21 protein-coding genes are annotated in these 20,818 nt (G+C 69.0%); 13 read left to right on the top strand and 8 right to left on the bottom strand.

Going from position 1 to position 20,818, the window contains the following annotated elements; translation table 11 throughout:
• Positions 1 to 171 precede the first annotated feature (171 nt).
• The 5 genes from AC07NG_RS19375 to AC07NG_RS19355 all read left to right on the top strand — a co-directional run bounded on the left by AC07NG_RS19375 (position 172) and on the right by AC07NG_RS19355 (position 2,903).
• The gene (locus AC07NG_RS19375) at positions 172 to 660 is read left to right on the top strand and encodes a PraA/PraB family alkane oxidation protein activator (RefSeq protein ID WP_492855379.1); all 489 of its coding nucleotides are present in this window, start codon (positions 172 to 174) and stop codon (positions 658 to 660) included.
• Positions 661 to 776: 116 nt separating this feature from the next.
• Positions 777 to 1,283, top strand: a complete 507-nt coding sequence (locus AC07NG_RS19370; RefSeq protein ID WP_494595749.1) for a PraA/PraB family alkane oxidation protein activator — start codon at positions 777 to 779, stop codon at positions 1,281 to 1,283.
• A 35-nt stretch (positions 1,284 to 1,318) separates the two neighbouring features.
• Complete coding sequence (locus AC07NG_RS19365) at positions 1,319 to 1,792, top strand: PraA/PraB family alkane oxidation protein activator (RefSeq protein ID WP_494595748.1); 474 nt, start codon at positions 1,319 to 1,321, stop codon at positions 1,790 to 1,792.
• A gap of 93 nt (positions 1,793 to 1,885) precedes the next feature.
• Complete coding sequence (locus tag AC07NG_RS19360; protein ID WP_494595746.1) at positions 1,886 to 2,383, top strand: PraA/PraB family alkane oxidation protein activator; 498 nt, start codon at positions 1,886 to 1,888, stop codon at positions 2,381 to 2,383.
• Positions 2,384 to 2,480: 97 nt separating this feature from the next.
• The gene (locus tag AC07NG_RS19355; RefSeq protein WP_492855383.1) at positions 2,481 to 2,903 is read left to right on the top strand and encodes a DUF2147 domain-containing protein; all 423 of its coding nucleotides are present in this window, start codon (positions 2,481 to 2,483) and stop codon (positions 2,901 to 2,903) included.
• On the opposite strand, the gene AC07NG_RS19350 is transcribed toward AC07NG_RS19355, so the two are convergent.
• The 7 genes from AC07NG_RS19350 to AC07NG_RS19320 all read right to left on the bottom strand — a co-directional run bounded on the left by AC07NG_RS19350 (position 2,900) and on the right by AC07NG_RS19320 (position 9,071).
• Positions 2,900 to 3,145: a hypothetical protein gene (locus AC07NG_RS19350; RefSeq protein WP_487289333.1), complete on the bottom strand. Its 246-nt coding sequence runs from the start codon at positions 3,143 to 3,145 to the stop codon at positions 2,900 to 2,902. The two genes, AC07NG_RS19355 and AC07NG_RS19350, sit on opposite strands and share 4 nt — an antisense overlap.
• Before the next feature lie 123 nt (positions 3,146 to 3,268).
• On the bottom strand, positions 3,269 to 4,111 hold the full coding sequence (locus AC07NG_RS19345) for a fumarylacetoacetate hydrolase family protein (protein WP_494595744.1): 843 nt from the start codon (positions 4,109 to 4,111) through the stop codon (positions 3,269 to 3,271).
• A 33-nt stretch (positions 4,112 to 4,144) separates the two neighbouring features.
• Positions 4,145 to 5,020 carry a VOC family protein gene (locus AC07NG_RS19340; protein ID WP_494595742.1) on the bottom strand — a complete coding sequence of 292 codons (876 nt, stop codon included), beginning with the start codon at positions 5,018 to 5,020 and terminating at the stop codon, positions 4,145 to 4,147.
• 10 nt (positions 5,021 to 5,030) lie between these two features.
• Complete coding sequence (locus AC07NG_RS19335) at positions 5,031 to 5,483, bottom strand: GlcG/HbpS family heme-binding protein (RefSeq protein ID WP_494595741.1); 453 nt, start codon at positions 5,481 to 5,483, stop codon at positions 5,031 to 5,033.
• On the bottom strand, positions 5,471 to 7,015 hold the full coding sequence (mhpA, locus tag AC07NG_RS19330; protein WP_494595739.1) for a bifunctional 3-(3-hydroxy-phenyl)propionate/3-hydroxycinnamic acid hydroxylase MhpA: 1,545 nt from the start codon (positions 7,013 to 7,015) through the stop codon (positions 5,471 to 5,473). The genes AC07NG_RS19335 and mhpA overlap by 13 nt, the downstream gene beginning before the upstream one ends.
• Positions 7,015 to 7,827, bottom strand: a complete 813-nt coding sequence (locus AC07NG_RS19325) for an alpha/beta hydrolase family protein (protein WP_492855388.1) — start codon at positions 7,825 to 7,827, stop codon at positions 7,015 to 7,017. Before AC07NG_RS19325 ends, mhpA begins: the two co-directional genes overlap by 1 nt.
• Positions 7,827 to 9,071 carry an amidohydrolase family protein gene (locus AC07NG_RS19320; RefSeq protein WP_494595738.1) on the bottom strand — a complete coding sequence of 415 codons (1,245 nt, stop codon included), beginning with the start codon at positions 9,069 to 9,071 and terminating at the stop codon, positions 7,827 to 7,829. The genes AC07NG_RS19325 and AC07NG_RS19320 overlap by 1 nt, the downstream gene beginning before the upstream one ends.
• 251 nt (positions 9,072 to 9,322) lie before the next feature.
• On the opposite strand from AC07NG_RS19320, the gene AC07NG_RS19315 reads away from it, so the two are divergent.
• The gene (locus AC07NG_RS19315; protein ID WP_158285872.1) at positions 9,323 to 9,460 is read left to right on the top strand and encodes a hypothetical protein; all 138 of its coding nucleotides are present in this window, start codon (positions 9,323 to 9,325) and stop codon (positions 9,458 to 9,460) included.
• Positions 9,461 to 9,482: 22 nt separating this feature from the next.
• Here the strand turns inward: AC07NG_RS19315 and AC07NG_RS19310 are convergent, their stop codons facing one another.
• Positions 9,483 to 10,388 carry a LysR family transcriptional regulator gene (locus AC07NG_RS19310; RefSeq protein WP_487289343.1) on the bottom strand — a complete coding sequence of 302 codons (906 nt, stop codon included), beginning with the start codon at positions 10,386 to 10,388 and terminating at the stop codon, positions 9,483 to 9,485.
• A 284-nt stretch (positions 10,389 to 10,672) separates the two neighbouring features.
• Here AC07NG_RS19310 and AC07NG_RS19305 point away from each other — a divergent pair, with 284 nt between their 5' ends.
• The 7 genes from AC07NG_RS19305 to AC07NG_RS19275 are packed head-to-tail and all read left to right on the top strand — an operon-like array spanning position 10,673 to position 20,604.
• Complete coding sequence (locus tag AC07NG_RS19305; protein WP_494595737.1) at positions 10,673 to 12,988, top strand: TonB-dependent receptor; 2,316 nt, start codon at positions 10,673 to 10,675, stop codon at positions 12,986 to 12,988.
• Complete coding sequence (locus AC07NG_RS19300; protein ID WP_494595735.1) at positions 12,988 to 13,926, top strand: alpha/beta hydrolase; 939 nt, start codon at positions 12,988 to 12,990, stop codon at positions 13,924 to 13,926. The genes AC07NG_RS19305 and AC07NG_RS19300 overlap by 1 nt, the downstream gene beginning before the upstream one ends.
• A 43-nt stretch (positions 13,927 to 13,969) precedes the next feature.
• Positions 13,970 to 15,286 (top strand): glycoside hydrolase family 1 protein, encoded by a 1,317-nt coding sequence (locus AC07NG_RS19295; RefSeq protein WP_494595733.1) that lies wholly within the window; start codon positions 13,970 to 13,972, stop codon positions 15,284 to 15,286.
• Positions 15,287 to 15,290: 4 nt separating this feature from the next.
• A complete protein-coding gene (locus AC07NG_RS19290) occupies positions 15,291 to 15,500 on the top strand; it encodes a hypothetical protein (protein ID WP_492855394.1) in 210 nt (69 codons plus the stop codon).
• 52 nt (positions 15,501 to 15,552) lie between these two features.
• The gene (locus AC07NG_RS19285) at positions 15,553 to 18,828 is read left to right on the top strand and encodes a glycosyl hydrolase (protein WP_494595731.1); all 3,276 of its coding nucleotides are present in this window, start codon (positions 15,553 to 15,555) and stop codon (positions 18,826 to 18,828) included.
• A gap of 6 nt (positions 18,829 to 18,834) precedes the next feature.
• The gene (gene rhaT, locus AC07NG_RS19280) at positions 18,835 to 19,890 is read left to right on the top strand and encodes an L-rhamnose/proton symporter RhaT (protein ID WP_494595730.1); all 1,056 of its coding nucleotides are present in this window, start codon (positions 18,835 to 18,837) and stop codon (positions 19,888 to 19,890) included.
• 9 nt (positions 19,891 to 19,899) lie between these two features.
• On the top strand, positions 19,900 to 20,604 hold the full coding sequence (locus AC07NG_RS19275) for an IclR family transcriptional regulator (RefSeq protein WP_494595728.1): 705 nt from the start codon (positions 19,900 to 19,902) through the stop codon (positions 20,602 to 20,604).
• Positions 20,605 to 20,818 lie beyond the last annotated feature (214 nt).

The following is a 20,818-nucleotide window of genomic DNA, read 5'->3' as shown; positions in this document are numbered from 1 at the left end:
CGATTTTTTCGCCCGACGCCCTTGGGAAAGGACGCCGGGCGCTGGCGCGACTCTCGATATAAGTCATTGAAAATACTGCATTATTTTGTTTGACTCCCTTCTCGTTTCGCAGTTGCATCACCCCGCCGCCCCAATGCGCGGTTGTAACAAAAAACATCGGAGGAAGACGTCATGTTGAAGACCGCTTCTGTTCTCGCCGCCGCCGCCCTGGGCTTCGCCGGCCTGGCCGGCGCCAGCTCCGCCTCGGCCGCGACCATCGCCCCGGCCGGCGCCAGCTTCACCCTCACCGGCAACCTGAGCCTCAGCCAGACGACCAACGTCACCTGCGCCGTCACCCTGACGGGCACGGTGAACTCGACCGGCACCGCCGCCACCATCACCGGCGGTTCGTTCGCTCCGGGCTCCTGGCAGTGCGGCTGGCTGGTCGTTCCGTCGGGCTTCCCGTGGACCGTCACCCCGGGCGCGGGCCCCACCGTGACCGTGGCCGGCATCGCCGCCACCTCGATCGCCGGCAGCTGCTCGGGCACCATCACCGCCGCCCCGTGGACCAACGGTCCGCCGAGCAGCGTGACCTTCTCGAGCGCCTCGATCCCGGGCTCGCCGAGCGCCTGCACGATCAGCGGCACCCTGACCAGCAACGTCACGCTGACCGTTTCCTGATCCCCCAGGACGAACCCTCGTCCCTCGACTCGCCGGGGGCCTTCGGGCTCCCGGCGTTTCTTGCTCCAGGGGAGCGACGATCCGCTCCCACGACAGGTCATTCGGGAGAAGACATCATGTCGAAGAGCGTTTCACTCGCAGCCGCGGCCAATCTCGCAGCCAGTCTCGCGGCAAGTCTCGCGATCGCCGCCCTGGCCGGCCCCGTATCGGCCGCCACCTTCACGCCCAACAGCCCCACCAGCACCACCCCGGTCGCCTTCGGGGGCACGCTGACCATCGGTCCCCCGTCGATCAGCTGCTCGGTGAGCCTGACCGGCGTCGTGAACCCGGGCGGCTCCAGCATCACCATCACCGGCGGCTCGTTCACCCCGGGCAGCTGGTTGTGCGGCATAGGGGCCTATCCGGCCGGCTTTCCGTGGACCCTGACGCCGACCACCACCACGGCGGTCACCTTCACGCCGTTCAGCGTCGCGGGCGGCGCCATCAACTGCTCCGGCGCGACCACCGTTCAATGGGTCAATCCGGGCACGATCGTCTTCAACGCCGTCGTCGTCCCAGGCTCGCCCAATCCGTGCCAGATCAGCGGCACGCTGAACACCGCGCCGTCCCTGTCGATCTACTGACCCGTTCGCCATCGCGCCCTGAAAAGGAGACCGCCATGTGGAAATGGATTTTCGCCCTGTCGGCCATGGTGCTCGCCACGACCGGCGCCGCGTCGGCCCAGACGATCTATCCCAACAGCCCGACGGCACACACCTACATTACGCTGACGGGCAACTTGGCTCTCAGCCAGACGACATCCGTAACTTGCAACGCCACCATGTACCTGGACATCGCGCCCGGCGGAGCATCGGCCGCGATCACGGGCGGTTCGTTCAGTTCGGGCAGCTGGCAATGCGGGTGGCTGGTGTTCCCAACGGGCTTTCCCTGGACCGTCACGCCGACCTACAGCTCGCACGTCAGCGTCTATGGGGTCTCGGCGACCAGTATCGTCGGCTCGTGCTCGGGGAGCCTGAACCTGCAAGTACAGAACGGCGTCGTGGACCTCACCTACGTGTCTATCCCCGGCGCCCCCGCGGCCTGCTGGATCGACGGGGCTCTCATCACGGGCCGACCGCTCAACGTCTTCTGACGACGAGTGCTCCCCTTGAAGGCGCGGCGGAAAAGGAAACGACGCTTCGCCCCTCACGACCCGAAGATCCCGTTTCCACCCGGGAGAAAGCCCATGTTCAGACATCTAGCCGTCGCGGCGGGCGCGATCCTGGCGATCGGCGCAAGCGCCGACGCCGCCAAAGCCGCCAAGTTCGTCCCGAACAGTTTTTCGCTGCCCATATCGTTCAGAATGACCGGCACGCTGACCCTGCAGCAGACGACCACCATCCGTTGCGCGGTCCAGCTGGATGGCCTGATCGCGCCAGGCGGAGCCTGGGCCGACATAACCAGCGGCTCATTCACCGGCGGCGACTGGCAATGCGGATGGCTGGTCAATCCCAACGGCTTTCCCTGGTTTGCGATCCCGAGCACGCCCTCGCTAGTCTCGATCTCAGGCATATCGGCCAACACCATCGCAGGGTCCTGTTCGGGCTCGCTGTCCTACATGACCTGGAGCGTCTCTCCTCTTCCGTCGGGCGTGACCTTGTCCTTCGAAACGATCCCGGGCTCGCCCAACGCCTGCACGATCACCGGCACGCTCACCAGCAGCCCGACGATCAGCATCATGTGACGGTCAAGCCGGCGCTTGACGTCGCGCGCCGTCCGGCCGACCGTCGGAAGGCGGATGAGCGACCGGATGCGGTCGCCGAGGTCGGGGGAGATGGCCGGTGTCGTTCTTGAAGTCGGGCGTCGCCGTCCTGGCCACGCTGATGCTGGGTTCGGCGGCGACAGCCCAGCCCCAGACGCCCCAAGGGCCCGACATCTTCGGCGTCTGGCGCAATCCCAAGGACAGCGTCCATGTCGAGATCAAGCCGTGCGGCGGCGAGGTCTGCGGCTATGTGATCTGGGCCAATGACGAAGCGCGGACCGACGCGCGCAAGGGCTCGGGCGGCGAACTGGTGGGCCGGCAGCTGCTCAGCGACTTCTCGCGCGCAGACAAGGGCGAGTGGCGCGGCAAGGTCTTCGCGCCGGACGTCAACATGACCTTCTCGGGCCGGGTGCTGGTGCTGGACGCCGGCAAGCTGAAGGCGCGCGGCTGCGTGCTCGGCAACTTCCTCTGCAAGACCCAGGTCTGGACGCGGGTGGCCTAGGGCTGGGCGCGCACGCCCGCGAGGAAGGCCCAGCGGACCGACAGGCCGGGCTGCAGGGTGCCCGCGTCGACGAAGGCGTGGCCGAAGCGGTCGTCGGCCTTGCGGTAAGCCAGCTCGACCATGCCGCCGCGCGAGCACAGCACCGAAGCCCGGGCCCGGTAGCCGCAGCGAAGCACGACCTCGACGGTGTCGCCGTCCGCCACGGGGAAGGGGGTCTTCTGGGGTTTCTTGCGGGCAAGCATGGCGGGTACTCGTGGAAGGGGCCGGGGACGCATCCCCGGCGTTTGCATCCACGATGAACGGCGCGTGATTAATCGCACCTGAACAGCGACTTAAGGCCGCAGCTTCATGCTCAAGCTTCCCGATCAGGCCTCATCGACCACCGTGTTCGACAGCAGGCCGACGCCCGTGATCTCGACCTCGACGACGTCGCCGGCCTTCATCCAGAGCGGCGGTTCGCGCTTGGCGCCGACGCCGCCCGGCGTGCCGGTCAGGATCAGGTCGCCCGGCAACAGCGGGGTGAAGCCCGACAGATAGGCGATGATGGTCGGCAGCGGGAAGATCAGGTCGGCCAGGCTGGCGTGCTGCACCTGCTGGCCGTTGAGGCGAGTAGTGACGGTGACGGCGTTCAGGTCGTCGATCTCGTCGGGCGTGACCAGCCAGGGACCAAGGCCGCCGGTGCCGGGGAAGTTCTTCCCGGGCGTGAACTGCTGGGTGTGCCATTGCCAGTCGCGCACCGAGGCGTCGTTGGCGCAGGCGAAGCCGGCCACGTGGCTCATGGCGTCGGCCTCGCTGATGTGGCGGCCGCCCTTGCCGATGACGATGGCCAGTTCGCCCTCGTAGTCGAGGCTGGTCGAGCTCTTGGGCCGCACGATCGGGCCGCCGTGCGGGGTCAGGGTGTCGGCGAAGCGGGTGAAGATCGACGGATGGCCGACCTTGGCCCGGCCGGTTTCCTGGCGATGGGTCTCGTAGTTGTGGCCGACGCAGAAGATCTTGCCCGGGGTGGTGACGACCGGCAGCAGCTGGATCTCGGAGACGGGGACGTCGAAGGCGGCCTCGGCGGCCAGGGCCGGGATGGCGTCCAGGCGCAGGGCGGCGACGAGGTCGTGCTCGTCCGGACCGGCGATGGCTCCGAAGTCGGCGACGCGGTCGCCCTGGATCGCGCCGTAGGAGGCGACGCCGTCACGCAGGAAGCTGATCAGTTTCATAAGCTTGGTCTCGATTCTTGAGGTGCGTTGCGTCTAGGCGACCGGCAGCGGGGCGTGGCCGAAGGTGCGCTCGGCGGTGTTGAGGCCGGCGAAGTCCTTGCCCGACAGGCCCCACTGGTCGATGCGACCCTCGGGCCAGGTCCAGTCTTCGGGGGCGCCGACCTTGTAGTCGTCGGGAATGATCTCGACGGCGGTGGAGAACTCCACGACCGCGCCGAACGGGGCGATGAAATAAGCGAAGACGTTGTCGCCCGGGCCATGACGGCCGGGACCCCAAGCCGGGACCGCGCCGGTGTCGCGCAGACGGCCGACGCCGCGCATCACGGCATCCAGATCGGCCATCTCGAAGGCGATGTGGTTAAGCGAGGTGAAGCCGGCGCGGGCGAAGGCGGTGGAGTGGTGCGAGGCGTTGCAGCGCACGAACACCATGCCCTTGGTGCGGTCGGAGACCTTGAAGCCCAGGGCCGCCTCGGCGAAGTCGGCCGTGGCCTCGGCGTTGGCGGCGTTCATCACCACGTGGGTCAGCTTGACCGGTAGGTCGCGACCCTCGATCGGCTCGGCCAGGGCCGCGCCGTGCAGGAAGCGGAACACCTCGCCCTCGGGCAGCTGGACCAGGACGCCCCGGCCGCCGCCGAGATCCTCGGACACGGTCTCGACCACCGGAGCGCCGGCCGCGCGGGCCTTGGCGGCGATGGCTTCGACCTCGGCTTCCTCGCCGACGAAGGTGGTGCAACGCACCGACGGGCCGGCCGTCTCGGTCATGGCCACGAGGTAGGGGAACGGCCCCGAGCCGCGCAGGTAACGGGTCTCGCCGGCGGTCCCGGCGTCGGCCAGGCCCCAGGTTCCGGTCAGGAAATCGACGGCCGCGGCGGTGTCGGGCAGGTTCAGTTCGATGCTGCGAAGACGCATGGCGGCTCCTTTAAGCTTGGGGAGCGGGCGCGCCGCCGGGATCGGGGGTGAGGCTGGCGGCGATCACGCCGGCGATGGCGCAGGCCTCGTCGGCGTCGCCGGTGTCGCCGCTGATGCCGACCGCGCCGATGATCCGGCCTTCGGCGTCACGGATCAGCACGCCGCCGGGCGAGGGGGCCATGGCCCCGCCGCTGATGGCGAACAGGGCCGAGTAGAACACCGGGGCGGCGTTGGCGCGCTTGGCCAGTTCGCGGCTGCCGTAGCCCATGCCCAGGGCGCCCGTGGCCTTGGCGACGGCGATCTGCGGCCGCATCAGGCTGGCGTCGTCCTCGCGCTTGAGGGCCACCAGGTGCGCGCCGGCGTCGAGCACGGCCACGGCCAGCGGCTGGTAGCCGTCGCGGCGGGCTTGGGCGAGCGCCGCGTCGACGATGATGGAGGCGGCCTCCAGGGTCAGGCGGGACATGCGGTCTCCTTGGGCGCTTCGACCTTGAGGGAGAGGTCGGCGCGAAGCTGGTCGATCAGGGCGGGCAGGGCGTCCGCCGTTTCGGCGACGCCGTAGACGTAGCGGTCGGGGCGCAGCAGAACGGCGGCCGCGCCCTTGGCGTCGAGCCAAGCGGCCAGGGCGCCGTCGGCGTCGTCGAGGTCCTGGCCGATCACGTGAACCGAGCCGCCGATGCGGACGAAGTCCGCCGATGCGGCCACCGGTTCGCTGGCGATGACCGCGAAGCCCTCGCCCAGAACTTCGTCGAGCAGGACACCGCCGACGCGGGGATGGATGAAGCGCTCGCCGGAGCCGGGACGGGCGACCCCGGCCTGGTAGGCGGGGATCAGGTCGGCGGCCGTGGTTCCGGGCTTGGCGGCGGCCATGACCTCGCGCATGTGGGCGTCGCGCTCGGCGGCCTTGGCCGGGTCGAGCTGGCAGATATAGCGGCCTGCGTTTACGGCCGCGCCGATGACGCCGCGCACGTGCGGGTCGCGCTCGGGCTGGTAGGTGTCGAGCAGGGCGTCGTCGGCCAGACCAGCGATCACCAGCGGCAGCTTCCAGGCCAGGTTCGAGACGTCGCGGAGGCCATGGCACATGCCCTGGCCGAAGAACGGCGGGGTCTGGTGGGCGGCGTCGCCGGCCAGGAACACCCGGCCCACGCGCCAGCGCTCGGCGACCAGCCCATGGAAGCGATAGGTGGCTGCGCGCACCAGGCGGTAGGTCGAGCCTTCGACCCACGGGGCGATCAGCGCCTCGACCTGCTGCGTGGCCATCATCGCCTGGTCGTCCTCGCCGGGCAGCAGCATGAACTCCCAGCGGCGGTGATTTCCGCGACCCGGCACGATGGTGGCCGGACGGCGCGGATCGCACAGCATCACCGACAGCTGCTGCAGATCAGCGCCCGACGGCAGGCCGGGGATGTCGGGGAAGACGATGGGGCCGTCGACCTCGGCGTCGACGACGAGCCAGGGCTCCTCGAAGTCGAGGTCGTCGAGCTTGACGCCCAGGCTCTTGCGCACGGCGCTGCGGGCGCCGTCGCAGGCGATCACCCAGCGGGCGCGCAGGGTCTCGCCGTCGGCCAGGACGAGGTCGGCGCCGTCGGCGTCCTGCGTCAGGCTTTCCAGCCTGGCGCCCAGGCGCAGGGCGACGGCCGGGAAGCGGGCTAGGGCGTCGCGCAGTTCGGCTTCGAGTTCGGGCTGGTAGAAGAAGTAGTCGTTGGCCCAGCCGAAGCGCTTGGCCTGGCCGGCGGTGCCCATGTAGCGGATCACCCCGCCGTCGGCGCCGATGTGCAGGTGGCCCTGCGTCTCTCGCATCAGCGGATGCAGGCGCTCGACCAAGCCAGCGCCCTGGAAGATGCGCATCATCTCGTGGTCGAGGTGGACGGCGCGGGGCAGGGGATGCGGATCGCGCTCCTGCTCCAAGACGAGAACGCTGAGGCCCGCCTGGCCCAGGAGATTGGCGGCCAGGGCCCCGACGGGGCCGCAGCCGACGATGGCGACGTCGTAAATCATCACAGGTGCTTGTCGAGGAAACGGACGATGGCGGGGGCGACCCGGCCGGCGGCGGTGTGGGGCGTGTCGACCTCTTCCTCGCTGAACCAGAAGTGGCCGGCGTCGGGCACGGGCAGGGTGCGCACGAAGAAGCGGGCCTGGCGCAGGGCGCGGGCGAAGGCTTCCGACTGGGCGGGATCGATGTCGTGGTCGCGCTCGCCCCAGATCACCAGCGCCTTCAAGGCGTTGCGGTCGTAGCGCACGTGGCGCAGCGGCGAGGCGGCGACATAGAGCTGCGGATCCTCGTAGGGGTCCGCGCCCAGCATGCGGAAGGTCGGGTCGGTTCCCGGGGCGGCGTTCTTGGCCAGATCGGCCTGCCAGTGGGCGAAGAGGTCGTAGACGCCGTAGACGGCGACCAGGGTCTTGAACTGGACGGTCTCGCCATAGAGCCAGGGTTGGCCCTGGGCGAGAGCCGCCAGCGCCGTCAGGTGCGCGCCGGCCGAGGCGCCGAGCAGGCCGATGCGGTCGGGATCCACACCGAGGCCAGCGGCCTCGCGTTTCAGAAAGCGCGCGGCCTCGACGACGTCCTGGACGTTGCCCGGGAACGACTTGCCGTTAGTCGAGCGGCGGTAGTCGATGGCGAAGACGGCGTAGCCCTGGGCGGCCAGATACTTTCCCCAACGCGCCAGCTGGGCCTTGTCGTTGCGCAGCCAGGCGCCGCCCGGCGCGGCGACCAGCACGGGGTGCGGACCGGGCGCGTCGGGCAGGTAGAGGTCGCCCTTCAGCTCGGCCGAACCGGCCACGCCGAAGACGATGTCGGAACGGACGCTCATCAGGCGGCGGCCCGCGAAAGCGGCTGGGCCGGCGCCTTGTGCATCTTGCCGTCCTTCATGATCATCAGCAGGCGGTCGCGGCGCTGCAGGATCGAGACATCCTGGGTCGGATCGCCGTCGACCAGCAGCAGGTCGGCCAGGTAGCCCGGCTCGACCAGGCCCAGTTCGTCGGCGCGGCCCATCAGCTCGCCGCCCAGCTTGGTGGCGGCCACCAGGGCCTCGGTCGGCGTGTAGCCGAACAGGTCGACGAAGTGCTGCAGGTCGCGGGCGTTGGCGCCGTTGGGATTGAACGGGAAGCCGTAGTCGCCGCCGGGCAGCACGCGCACGCCCCGGCGCTTCAGCTCGGGGATCAGCACCTTGCACTTTTCGACAACCGGAACAGCGGCTTCCTTCATCGAGGTCATGTCGATGTGGGGCGGCGGCTTGGCCTCCAGGGTGGCGACGATGACGCCGATGGCGGGGGCGACGAAGATCTCGTCCTTGTGCGCTTCCAGCAGGTCCAGCGCTTCCTCGTCGGCGTAGGTGCAGTGGTAGAGCACCCGCACGCCGGCCCGCAGGGCCATCTTGATCGCCTCGCCGGCCTGGGTGTGGGCCGACAGCCAGATGTCGCTCTCGCGGGCCTGCTCGCCGGCCGCCTGGACCTCTTCCTCGGTATAGAGGATGTGCTGCGAGGAACCGGGCAGCAGGGCGTCCTCGCCCGAGATGACCAGCTTGACCTGGTCGATGCCGATGGCCTTGCAGTGCTTGACGAAGGCCTTCATCGCCTCGGGACCGCGGCCGTGCTCGACGGCGCCGGTGTCCTGGCCTTCGGGGCTGCGTTCAATGGTCGAGGCGCGCAGGCGCGGACCTGGGGTCCAACCGCCCTCGATCTCGTTGCGGACCACCACCTCGATGCGTTCGCCCAGGGCCCCGGCCGAATAGGCGCTGGTGAAGCCGCTTTCCAGCAGGACGCGGGCGTTGCGAACCGTGGCCAGCAACTGTTCTTCCGGCGGCAGGATGAATTCGGGGATGAAGCGCTCGATCGACGAGGGCCAGGACAGGTGGGCGTGGGCCTCGATCAGCCCGGGCATCAGGGTCGCGCCGGCGCCGTCGATGACCGTCGCATCGGCCGCCTCGATGCGGCCTTCTGAGGCCGTCTGCGCCACGCGGGCGATGCGGTTGTCCTCGATCAGGACCTCGCCGGCGAAGGGCGCGCGGCCCGTGCCGTCGAAGATCTGGATATTGGTGATGAGCGTACGCGCCACGTGGATTCCACCCTGACAGTCTTGTTGCGGGCGGCGGTCGATGATGCGCCGCGCCCCTTGCCGCCATTTACGGGGAGGGGACCGGTCGAAAAAAATTCAATCGGGGAATGTCTCGCATCACCGGCGATGATGGTGCTGACACCTTCATGCGGCTTATGGCCGCCATTCAGCGATTGAATTGGCGAATAGTCAGTATCGCGAGGAAGCTCCTCCCATGCCGCCGTCAGAGCGGTCTTGGGAGGAAACAGGACATGACCATCGACATGGTCTCGCGTCGCCAGCGCCGCGCGCACGGGCTGACCAGCAGCCTCTTCTGCTTCACCACGATCATCGCCGGCCTGACGGCCGCCGCGGTCGTGCTCAAGATCCTGATCGGCCTGGCGACCTAGGGCCGTTCACCGACCCTCGCCCCTAAAGGCTCTGGGCGTGCTCGATCAGGAAGTCGCGCAGCCACAGCGTGCCCGCGTCGGTTTCCTTGTTCTTGTGCCACTGCAGGAACTCGGTGAACGTCGCGATCTCCACCGGCGGCGCCAGCACCTTCAGCGGCAGGCGCTTGGCCAGGATGGCCGCGTTGCGGGCGTGGACGGTGGCGATCATGTTGGTGCCCACCACGATCTCGGCCACGCAGTTGAAGGTGGGCGCGTGGACGACGATGTTGCGCTCCACCCCCTGCGCGTCCAGCGACTCCTGCTCGATGTGCGGCGGGTTGTGCGGGCCCAGCGTCACCGACACGTGCTCCAGCTCCAGGTACTTCTCGAGGCTGAGGCTGGCGCCGACCAGCGGGTTGTCGCGCCAGGCGATGCAGGCGAAGCGGTCGCTGAACAGCGGGCTCTTCGGATGGCCCGGGTCGCACTTGCGCTCGGGCGAGATCATGAAATCGATCTTGCCTTCGCCCAGCAGGGCCGCGCTCTGGTCAGAGGTCAGCAGCACCACGATCTTCAGCCGCGGCGCGACAGTGACGAGCTTGCGGATGGCCCCGGTCATCAGGACGTTGAAGACGTAGTCCGAGCAGACGAAAGTGAAGGTGCGGTCGGCGGCGGCGGGATCGAATTCCGAGCGGTTGACGACGATGCGGCGCAGGCCGTCCAGGGCCTCGCGCACCGGTACGGCCAGGCTTTCGGCGAACGGGGTCGGGACCATCTTGCGGCCGACCTGGACCAGAAGGTCGTCCTCGAAGTGCTGGCGCAGGCGCGAGAGGGCGTTGCTGATCGCCGGCTGGGTGAGGCGCAGGGCCTGGGCCGTCTGGCTGACGCTGCGCTCCTGAAGCAGGGAATCCAGCACGACCAGCAAGTTCAGGTCGAGGTTGTGAAAGCGCACGGCGGGATCCTCCTGAGACGTCGAGCCTTCTGTGGACCCTGACATTTCAAGCGGCTTAGACCGAGCGACGCCATTGGGGCAAGCCTGTTGTCGGTTTCATTATATGAAATGCAGTCCCGCATAATCTTGAGTGATAGTTGCTGTTCAACGATTGAATTGGTCGGTGCGGGACCCCCTCGCTACCGTTCAGCTCAACACCAACGTCGGCGCCAAGCCGGGGTCCAGGGAAACGGAAACGAAGCCGGACGACGAAGATCGCCGGCTCGCAGGGAAGGGGAACCCCCATGAACGCATTCAAGCTCAGCCTGCTGGCCGCCACCAGCCTCACCGTCGCCATCGGCGGCGCGGCCCACGCGCAGGGCGCCTCGCCCGCCAGTGGCGCGACCACCGAGTCGCCGATCGCCATCGAAGAAGTGGTGGTCACCGCCACCCGCCGCTCCGAACGCCTGCAGGACGTGCCGCTGGCCGTCTCGGCCGTCAGCGGCGACCAGCTGGCCGCCACCGGCGCCAAGGCCGTGACCGACCTGCAGTATTCGGTCGCCGGCGTGCAGTTCGGCACCACGCCCAACGACTCCGGCTTCCGCCTGCGCGGCGTCGGCTCGGCCGGCGGCTTCACCTCCAGCTCGGAATCGCCGGTCGGCCTGGTGGTCGACGGCGTCGTGGTTCCGTTCGGCTCGCCGGTCGACAGCCTGGGCGACCTGGAGCGCGTCGAGGTGCTGAAGGGCCCGCAGGGCACCCAGTTCGGCAAGAACGCCTCCAGCGGCGTCATCTCGATCACCACCCGCAAGCCCAGCCTGACCACGGCGACGGGCGACTTCTTCGCCTCCTACGGCTCGCTGAACGAGCGCGACGTGCATGGCGGCGTCACCGCCCCGCTGTCGGACACCCTGGCCGTCGGCATCTTCCTCTACGACAAGGCCTATGACGGCTATGTCCACAACGTGGTCCGCAACGAGGACTGGGGCGGCATCCACAACAACGGCGCCCGCGGCAAGGTCTACTGGAAGCCGACCGACACCTTCAGCGCCTACCTGATCGGCGACTATTCGCGCCAGCGCCAGAAGGGCCCCGGCCAGCTGTGGACCCTGAACAAGGCCCCGACCAGCGACGCCAACTTCCTGGCGCCCTTCACCAGCTTGTCAGCTCTGGGCGTCACCCCCGGCGCTTCGAACGACAAGTCGATCGAGGACGGCGGCGGCAGCTACAGCACCACCAACTACGGCGGTTCGCTGGAGCTGAACTGGGATCTGGGCGAGTACACCCTGACCTCGCTGAGCGCCTATCGCGGCTTCGAGGAGGACCCCTACGTCTATTCGATCGACGGCTCGCCCCAGAGCAAGTTCACCGCCCAGGCCCGCGGCCAGGTCAAGACCCAGGCCTCGCAGGAATTCCGCCTGACCTCGCCCAGCAGCGGCCGCCTCAGCTATGTCGCCGGCCTGTTCGTCTCGCGGCTGGAGACCGAGAACACCGGCGAGAGCGCCCAGCTGCGCCCGGCCACGCCCTACAGCACCGCCCCGGTGGTCTCGATCACCGCCGGCCTGAACCACGGCAAGACCACGACCGACAGCGCCGCGGTGTTCATCGACGGCCGCTACAAGCTGAGCGACACCCTCAGCCTGCTGGGCGGCGCGCGCATGACCAAGGACAAGGTCGAGGCCTCCAACTGGTCTGAACTGGATCCGTCGCTGCCGGCGTTCCTGACGGCGGGCGGGACCACCGTGCCCTATACGCCGCGCGCCCTGCAGACCGGCGAGACCTCGAAGTCCAGCCCCTCGGGCCGCATCGGCCTCGACTGGAAGCCTTCGGACAACGTGCTGATCTTCGGCACCGTGGCCCGCGGCTATCTCGGCCCGACGGTGACCTTCTCGGCGCTCAGCGGCACCAAGACCAACGTCGCCCCGCAGACCGTCGACGACGTCACCATCGGCGCCAAGACGACCCTGCTGGACCGTCGCCTGACGCTGAACGGCAACATCTTCTACGACAAGTACACCGACCTGCAGACGGCGGTGCTGCGCAACAACGAGTTCGTCACCGAGAACGCCGGCGGCCTGGAGGCCAAGGGCTTCGAGATCGAGGCCAACCTGCGGGTCAACAGCTCGCTGAAGCTGAACGCCTCGACCACCTATTCCGACGCCAAGTACACCGACTACATCACCAGCTGCCCGAACAACCTGATCCTGGCCGGCTATGTCGGCTGCACCCTGAACAACGGCACCTACGTCTACCAGGCCAAGGGCCAGACCCTGGCCGGCGCGCCGAAGGTCACCGTCGTGCTGGGCGCCAACTACGAACACGCGATCACCGACGCCCTGACGTTCGACGCCGCGGCCAACTACTCCTACCGCACCAAGACCCAGAACAGCGTCGGCGATCCCAACACCATCCAGAAGGGCTACGGCGTGCTCAACGTCTCGGCCGGGATCGGTCCGGAAGACCGCCAGTGGCGCGTCGGGGTGTTCGCCCGCAACCTGCTCAAGCAGGACTTCAACGCGGCGATCATCACCCTGCCGTTCCAGAGCGGCTACGACGGCTACATCAACTGGCGCACCCGCGAGGCCGAGCGCACCGTCGGCGTGACCCTCGAAGGCCACTTCTGATGCGGGGCAGGCTCTTCCTTCTGGTGGGCGCGGCTCTCGCCGCGTTCGCCGGGAGCGCCTTGGCGCAAGGGATTCCTCAGCGCGTCGAGATCCGCACGATCCCGGCGCCGCCCCAACCGGGCGCGATCCCCCTCTGGCCCGGCGTCGCGCCGGGTTCGGAGGGCGCGACCCAGGTGGAGCACTGGAACTATCTGATCGACGGCGTGGCCGTGCGCAACGTCACCAAGCCGACCCTGACGCCGTACCTGCCGGCCAAGGGCAAGGCGACGGGCGCTGCGGTGATCGTCGCCCCGGGCGGCGCCTACATGCTGCTGTCGATGGAGTGGGAAGGCGAGCGCGTCGCGCAATGGCTCGCCGATCACGGCATCGCCGCCTTCGTGCTGAAGTACCGACTGGATCCGACGCCGGACAACGACCAGGAGACGCTGCAGGTGCTGGGCGCGCGCTTCGGCGCCGCGGCCAAGGCCGGGGCCGACAAGGCCCCGCCGATCAGCCAGCCCCTGGCGCTGGACGACGCCCAGCAGGCCCTGCGGCTGGTGCGCTCGCGGGCCGGCGAGTGGGGCGTGGATCCCAAGCGGGTAGGGCTGATGGGCTTCTCCGCCGGGGCCATGACAACCCTGGGCGCGACCCTGCGCAACGCGCCGGACGCCCGGCCGGACTTCATCGCGCCGATCTACGGCCCGATGAACACGGTGAGCCCGCCGGCCGATCCGCCGCCGATGTTCACCGCCATCGCCAATGACGACCCGCTGTTCGGCAACACCGACTACGGTCTCGTCCAGGCCTGGAAGAAGGCCGGCGGCAAGGTCGAGATGCATGTCTACGAGAAGGGCGACCACGGTTTTGGCCTGCACAAGCGGGGCACGACCAGCGATCTCTGGATCGACCAGTTCTACGCCTGGATGGCCGCCCGCGGCCTGCTGAAGCCCGCCCAGTGACCTTTCCAGTGACCCTTATTGCGTTCCTTTTCCGGAGATCCCGATGACCTTCCGTGACCTCCCGCTCACCCGCCGGCTGCTGATGGCGGCCGGCGCCGCGGCCGCCGCCACTCCCGCCGTCTCCCAGGCCAAGGCCGCCGGCGGCGACTTTCCCAAGGGCTTCCTCTGGGGTGCGGCGACCTCCGGCCACCAGGTCGAGGGCAACAACGTCAACGGCGACACCTGGGCCCTGGAGCAGTTGAAGCCCAGCCCCTTCAAGGAGCCGTCGGGCGACGCCTGCGACCACTATCACCGCTATGAAGCCGACATCGCCATGCTGGCGAAGCTGGGCTTCAACACCTACCGGTTCTCGCTGGAATGGGCGCGGATCGAGCCCGCGAAGGGCCAGTTCTCGGCCGCCGAACTGGAGCACTATCGCCGGGTGGCCCAGACCTGCCGCCGGCACGGCGTGACGCCGATGATCAGCTTCAACCACTTCACCGTGCCGCTCTGGTTCGCCGCCCAAGGCGGGTGGGAAAACCCGGAGTCGCCGGCGTTGTTCGCCCGCTACTGCGCCTACGCCGTCAAGGGCGTGGGCGACCTGGCCGGCGCGGCCACGACCTTCAACGAGCCCAATCTCGGCACGCTGCTGGGGTGGATCCTGCCGCCGTTCATCCTCGACCAGATGGCGCAGGCCATGACCGGCGCGGCCAAGGCCTACGGCGTCGAGCGCTTCTCCAGCGCCCAGTTCGGCCGCCAGGACGTCATGCTGCCCAACCTGATCGAGGCGCATCGCCAGGGCTATGCGGCGATCAAGGCCGGACCGGGCGACTTCCCGGTGGGCGCGTCGCTGGCGATGCTCGACGATCAGGCCGTGGGCGAAAACAGCCGCCGCGACGAAAAGCGGGCCAAGTGCTACGTGCCCTGGCTGGAAGTACTGAAGGCGACGGGCGACTTCGTCGGCGTCCAGACCTACAGCCGCGCCCAGATCGACTCCAAGGGCCAGATGCCGCCGCCCCAGGGCGCCGAAGTGACCCAGACCGGGGAAGAGTTCTCGCCCCAGGCCCTGGGCGGGACCGTCCGCTACGCCCACGCCCTTACCGGCAAGCCGATCTACGTCACCGAGAACGGCGTCGCCGTCGAGGACGACACCCGGCGCGTGGCCTACATCAAGACCGCGCTGCAGGAACTGAAGGCGGCGATGGACGACGGTGTCCCGGTGAAGGGCTACGTCCACTGGTCGCTGCTGGACAATTTCGAGTGGGTGTTCGGCTATGGGCCGAAGTTCGGCCTCGTCGCCGTCGACCGCGCCACCCAGGCCCGCACGCCCAAGCCCAGCGCCGTGCTGCTGGGCCAGATCGCCCGCGCCAACCGGATCTGACGCCATGAAGAACGCCATCATCGCCGGCCTGATCGGCGGGCTCATCGGCGCGGTGATCAGCGCCGCCGTCGGCTATGTCGTCCCGTTGCCGCCCCACGCCGCCGCAAACGCGCTCGGCAACGGGATCAGCGGCTTGTTCAGCGGCTTCTTCGGCGGCTTCATGGCCCTGCTGGTCGAGGGCCTGAAGGCCCGTCGCGCCGCTTCCGCCGCCTGACATCCTGTTTGTTGGGGCGGCCGGCGCGCGGCCGCCTCTGGAGTATCTGCCCATGACCCTCGCCCGACGCCTGATCGCCGGAGCGGCCCTGGCCGCCATGCTCGCCGGATCGCCGGCCCTGGCCCAGCAGCAGGCCGAAGCCCTCGGCGCGAGCTTCGTTGATCCGCCCAACACCGCCCGGCCGCGCGTCTGGTGGCACTGGATGAGCGGCAACGTCACCCAGGACGGCATCGACAAGGACCTGGCCTGGATGAAGCGCATCGGCCTGGCCGGGGTGCAGAACTTCGACGCCGGCTTCAACGACGGCGGCTTCTTTGACACCCCGCACATCGTCGACAAGCGCCTGGTGTTCATGACGCCGGAATGGCGGGCGGCGTTCAAGCACGCCGTCGAGACGGCCGACGCCGACGGCTTCGAGTTCGCCATCGCCGGCTCGCCCGGCTGGAGCGAGACCGGCGGCCCGTGGGTCAAGCCCGAGCAGGCCATGAAGAAGCTGGTCTGGAGCGAGACGATCGTCGAAGGCGGCCGCAAGCTCGACAAGCCCCTGGCCGCGCCGCCGTCGGTGGCCGGACCGTTCCTGGGCGTGCCGGGCGGCGGCTCGGCCATGGCGGCGATCAAGGGTCCGCTGCCGACCTATTATCGCGACGCGGCCGTGGTCGCCTACCGCCTGCCGGCCGCCGAGCAGGCTCCGCTCGCACCCGCGAAGATCACCGCCAGCAACCCGGTCGATGTCGCCCTGCTGACCGACGGCGACCTGGTGCGCCAGGTCGAGCTGCCCTTCGCGCCCGACAAGGAAACCTGGATCCAGGTCGAATACGCCAAACCCCAGACCCTGCGGGCGCTGCGGCTGGTGGCCGCCCATGCCGGCGGCTTCGGCGAATTCGGGGCCACGGCGCCTGAGGGCCGCATCGAGGCCAGCGACGACGGCAAGACCTTCCGCGCGGTCGTCAAGCTGCCGGTCCACGGCGCCCTGCAGCAGACCGTGGCCTTCCCGGCGACGACGGCGCGCTACTTCCGGGTCGTCTTCCTGCCGCGCCCCTCCAATCCGGCCCTGGCCATGGCCGGGCTGAAGGATCCGACCAGCCACCAGATCGCCGAACTGGCCTTCGAGGCCGGGGCGCGGGTGCACCGCTTCGAGGACAAGGCCGGCTGGTCGTCGGCCGGCGGCCTGGACGAGGATCCGACGCCGCAGGCCTCGGCCGACACCATCGTGCATCGCGCTGACGTGATCGACCTGACCGATCGCCTCAAGTCCGACGGGACCCTGGACTGGACGCCGCCGGCCGGCCGCTGGGAGGTGCTGCGCTACGGCTATTCGCTGACCGGCCGCCAGAACAGCCCGGCCTCGGCCGAAGGCACCGGCCTGGAGGTCGACAAGCTCAGCCGCGAGCACGTCACCGCCTATGCCGACACCTATCTGGACCTCTACCAGCAGACCGTCGGCCCCGAGCTGATGGGCAAGCGCGGCGTCCAGGCGATGATCACCGACAGCTGGGAGGCCGGCTCGGCCAACTGGACCGAAAAGATGCTGGCCCAGTTCCAGGCCCGGCGCGGCTATGACCCCAGGCCCTGGCTGCCGGTGCTTAGCGGCCGGGTGGTCGAGAGCGCCGCGGCCAGCGACGCCTTCCTGTGGGACTTCCGCAAGACCATCGGCGACCTGATCGCCGACGAGCACTACGGCGCGCTGTCGGACGCCCTGCATGCGCGCGGCATGAAGCGATACGGCGAGTCCCACGAGACCGGCCGCGCCTTCGTCGGCGACGGCATGCAGGTCAAGAAGAGCGCCGACGTGCCGATGGGCGCGACCTGGACCGAGGTGCCGGTCACCAACGATCCCTTCAGCTACGACGCCGACATTCGTGAATCGGCGTCGGTGGCCCACCTCTACGGCCAGAACCTGGTGGCGGCGGAGTCGTTCACCAGCGCCAGCAGCACCTTCGGCTACGACCCGGCCAAGCTGAAACCGACCGCCGACGCGATGATGGCCAACGGCCTGAACCGCTTCATCATCCACACCTCGGTGCATCAGCCGCTCGACACGGCCGGCCCCGGCATGACCCTGGCCATCTTCGGCCAGTGGTTCACCCGCAAGGAGACCTGGGCCGAGCAGGCGGGGCCGTGGATCGACTATCTGTCGCGCAGCTCGCTGCTGCTGCAGCAGGGCCGGTTCGTCGCCGACGTGGCCTGGTTCTACGGCGAGGACGGCAATATCACCGAGCTCTACGGCAAGGCCATGCCGAAGATCCCGGCCGGCCACGCCTACGACTTCGTCAACGGCGACGCCCTGGTGAACCTGCTGGACGCCAAGGACGGTCAGGCAGCAACGCCCAGCGGCATGCGCTACCGCGTGCTGGCCATCGATCCGGCGGTGCGCCGCATGACCGTGCCCGTCCTGCGCAAGCTGGCCGCGCTGAAGGCGGCCGGCGTGCCGGTCGTGGGCGTCCGCCCCGACGCCACGCCGAGCCTGTCGGACGATCCGGCGGAGTTCCAGCGCCTGGCCGACCAGGTCTTCGCGGGCGTGAGCGCCGACCTCGGCGCGGCCCTGGCGGGGATCGGTCCGGACGCCGACGACGGCGGCGCGGGCCTGCGCTTCGTGCATCGCCAGCTGCCGGACGGCGACCTCTACTTCGTCAGCAACCCGGGCGACGCCAAGACCGCCTCTGTCAGCTTCCGCACCAGCGGCCGTGAGGCCGAGATCTGGCGGGCCGACACCGGTTCGATCGCGCCGGCCAGCTACAAGACCACCGGCGGCCGCACCACCGTGCCGCTGGCGCTGAACGCCCACGACGCGGTGTTCGTGGTGTTCCGCAAGCCCGGCCCGGCCGAACGCGCCGTTCCGGCCAAGGTCCGCACCGTCGCCGCTGTGATCGACGGCGGCTGGACGCTGAGATTCCCGCAAGGCCCGACCTTGAAGGACATCAAGCCCGGCTCCTGGACCGACAGCGCCGACCCCGCCATCCGCTACTTCTCCGGAACGGCCGCCTACACGACCACCTTCAAGGCTCCGAAAGCGGGGAAGGGGGCCCGCGTCGTGCTCGACCTGGGCGCGGTCAAGAACCTGGCCAGCGTCAGCGTCAACGGCAAGGACCTGGGCGTGCTGTGGAAGGCGCCGTTCGAGGTCGATGTCACCGACGCCCTGAAGGCCGGCGACAACAAGCTGGAGGTCAAGGTCGTCAATCTGTGGCCCAACCGTCTGATCGGCGACAAGCAGCCGGGCTACGCCGGACCCAAGACCTTCGCCACCTTCGATCCCTATCCGCCGCAGGCGCCGCTGTCGCCGTCGGGCCTGCTCGAGCCGGCCAGGCTGATCGTCGAGCGCCAGGAGTAATCGCGTATGGGCAACCCGCTTCTCGGGCTCGTCTTCCACTGGCTGGGCGGGCTGTCCTCGGCCAGCTTCTACGTGCCCTACAAGGGCGTGCGGAAGTGGTCGTGGGAGATCTTCTGGCTGACCGGCGGTATCGTCAGCTGGCTGATCGCGCCATGGCTGTTCGCCAGCCTGCAGACAAAGGACTTGCTGGCCGTGCTGGCGGCGACGCCGCGCGACACCCTGTTCTGGTGCTGGCTGTTCGGAGCCCTGTGGGGCCTGGGCGGCCTGACCTTCGGCCTGACGATGCGGTATCTGGGCCTGTCGCTCGGCATGGCCGTCGCGCTGGGCCTCACCACAGCCTTCGGCACGCTGGTTCCGCCGCTGTTCGACGGCACCTTCGCCGACAAGCTTCTGGTCAACACCAGCGGCCGGGTGATCCTGGCCGGCGTCGTCGTCACCCTGCTGGGCATCGTGCTGGTGGCCCTGGCCGGCAAGGCCAAGGAGGCCGAGCTGTCGCACGAGGCAAAGACCGCCGCCGTCGGCGAGTTCGACCTCAGGAAGGGCCTGGCGGTCGCCGTGTTCTCCGGGATCATGAGCGCCTGCTTCGCCTTCGGCCTGGCCGCCGGCGAGCCGATCCGCAAGCTGTCGCTGGAGCACGGCACGGGCGTGCTGTGGCAAGGCCTGCCGGTGCTGTGCGTGGTGCTGCTGGGCGGCCTCTCGACCAACCTCGTCTGGTGCGGCGGGCTGATCCTCAAGAACCGCAGCGCCGGCGAATGGCTGGGCCGGGGAGGGGGGCAGGGCGCCCCGCTGGCCCTCAACTTCGGCCTCTGCGCCCTGGGCGGCCTGGCCTGGTACCTGCAGTTCTTCTTCTACACCATGGGCGAAAGCCAGATGGGCCGGTTCGGCTTCTCCAGCTGGACCCTGCACATGGCCAGCATCATCATCTTCTCGACCCTGTGGGGCTTCGCCCTGAAGGAGTGGGCGGCGGCCAGCAAAAGGACGCGCGGCCTGGTGATCGCCGGCATCGCCGTGCTGGTGGCCTCGACCGTGGTCATCGGTATCGGCAACGCGCTGGCGGCGTAGGATGACCCGATGACCGACAGCGCCCAGAAGCTCTCCCAGACCCTGCATCGCGGCCTCGACATCCTCGAGGCCGTGGCCGCCGGCTGCGCCAGTCCGGCGCAGATCGCCGAGCGGCTGTCGCTGAGCCGCAGCACGACCTACCGGCTGGCCGCGCTGCTCGCAGAACGTGGTCACCTGAACGTCGGCGGCCACGGCTACAAGCTGGGACCACGGATGTTCGCCCTGGGCGCCAGCGCCGCGCGCGCCGTTGATCTGCCCAGGCTCGCCCAGCCGATCCTGGAGGGCCTGACCCGCGACACCGGCGATGCGGCCAATCTGGGCGTGCGCGACGGCGACGAGGTGATCTACGTCGCCCAGTCGCCAGGCACGCGCCGGCTGGTCGTCCGCCACGGCGTCGGCGCGCGCAACCGGCTGCGCCAGACGGCCATGGGCCAGGCGCTGATGCTCGACAGCGACGACGAAGCCGATGAAACGCCCGAATGGACCGCCGCCATGCGCCAGGCGCGCGCACGCGGCCTGGGCTTTCACCGCGACGAATTCGGCGACGCCATCGTCTGCATCGCCGCGCCCGTGCGCGACGCCGCCGGCGCGATCGTCGCGGCCATCAGCCTGTCGACCATCCCGCAGTATCTCGACGACGAACGCCTGGAGCGCCTGAGAGGCCAAGTGCGAGAGGCTGGCCAGGCTCTGAGCCGCAGGATCGGCGGGGAATAGGAATTTAGTCCTAGATACGCGCCACAGCGGCCGCATCAATATACATCGCCTAAGGAATATTATCAGAAATAATATCCCAAGCCGAGCCGCACGCTCTTGGTTGCTGTCCCGAAAAGCAGAAGCTCTAGCGGCTCCAGTTGCAGATCGGACACCAATGCCTGCTTCGGCTGGCGGCCAGCTGGCCGCCAGCCGAAGCAGTCTACCAGCTGTAGCG

The organism is Caulobacter sp. GW821-FHT10C03 (genome assembly GCF_059415485.1).
The sequence above is the reverse complement of the archived record's forward strand: the minus strand, read 5'-3'. Positions and strand labels throughout refer to the sequence as shown.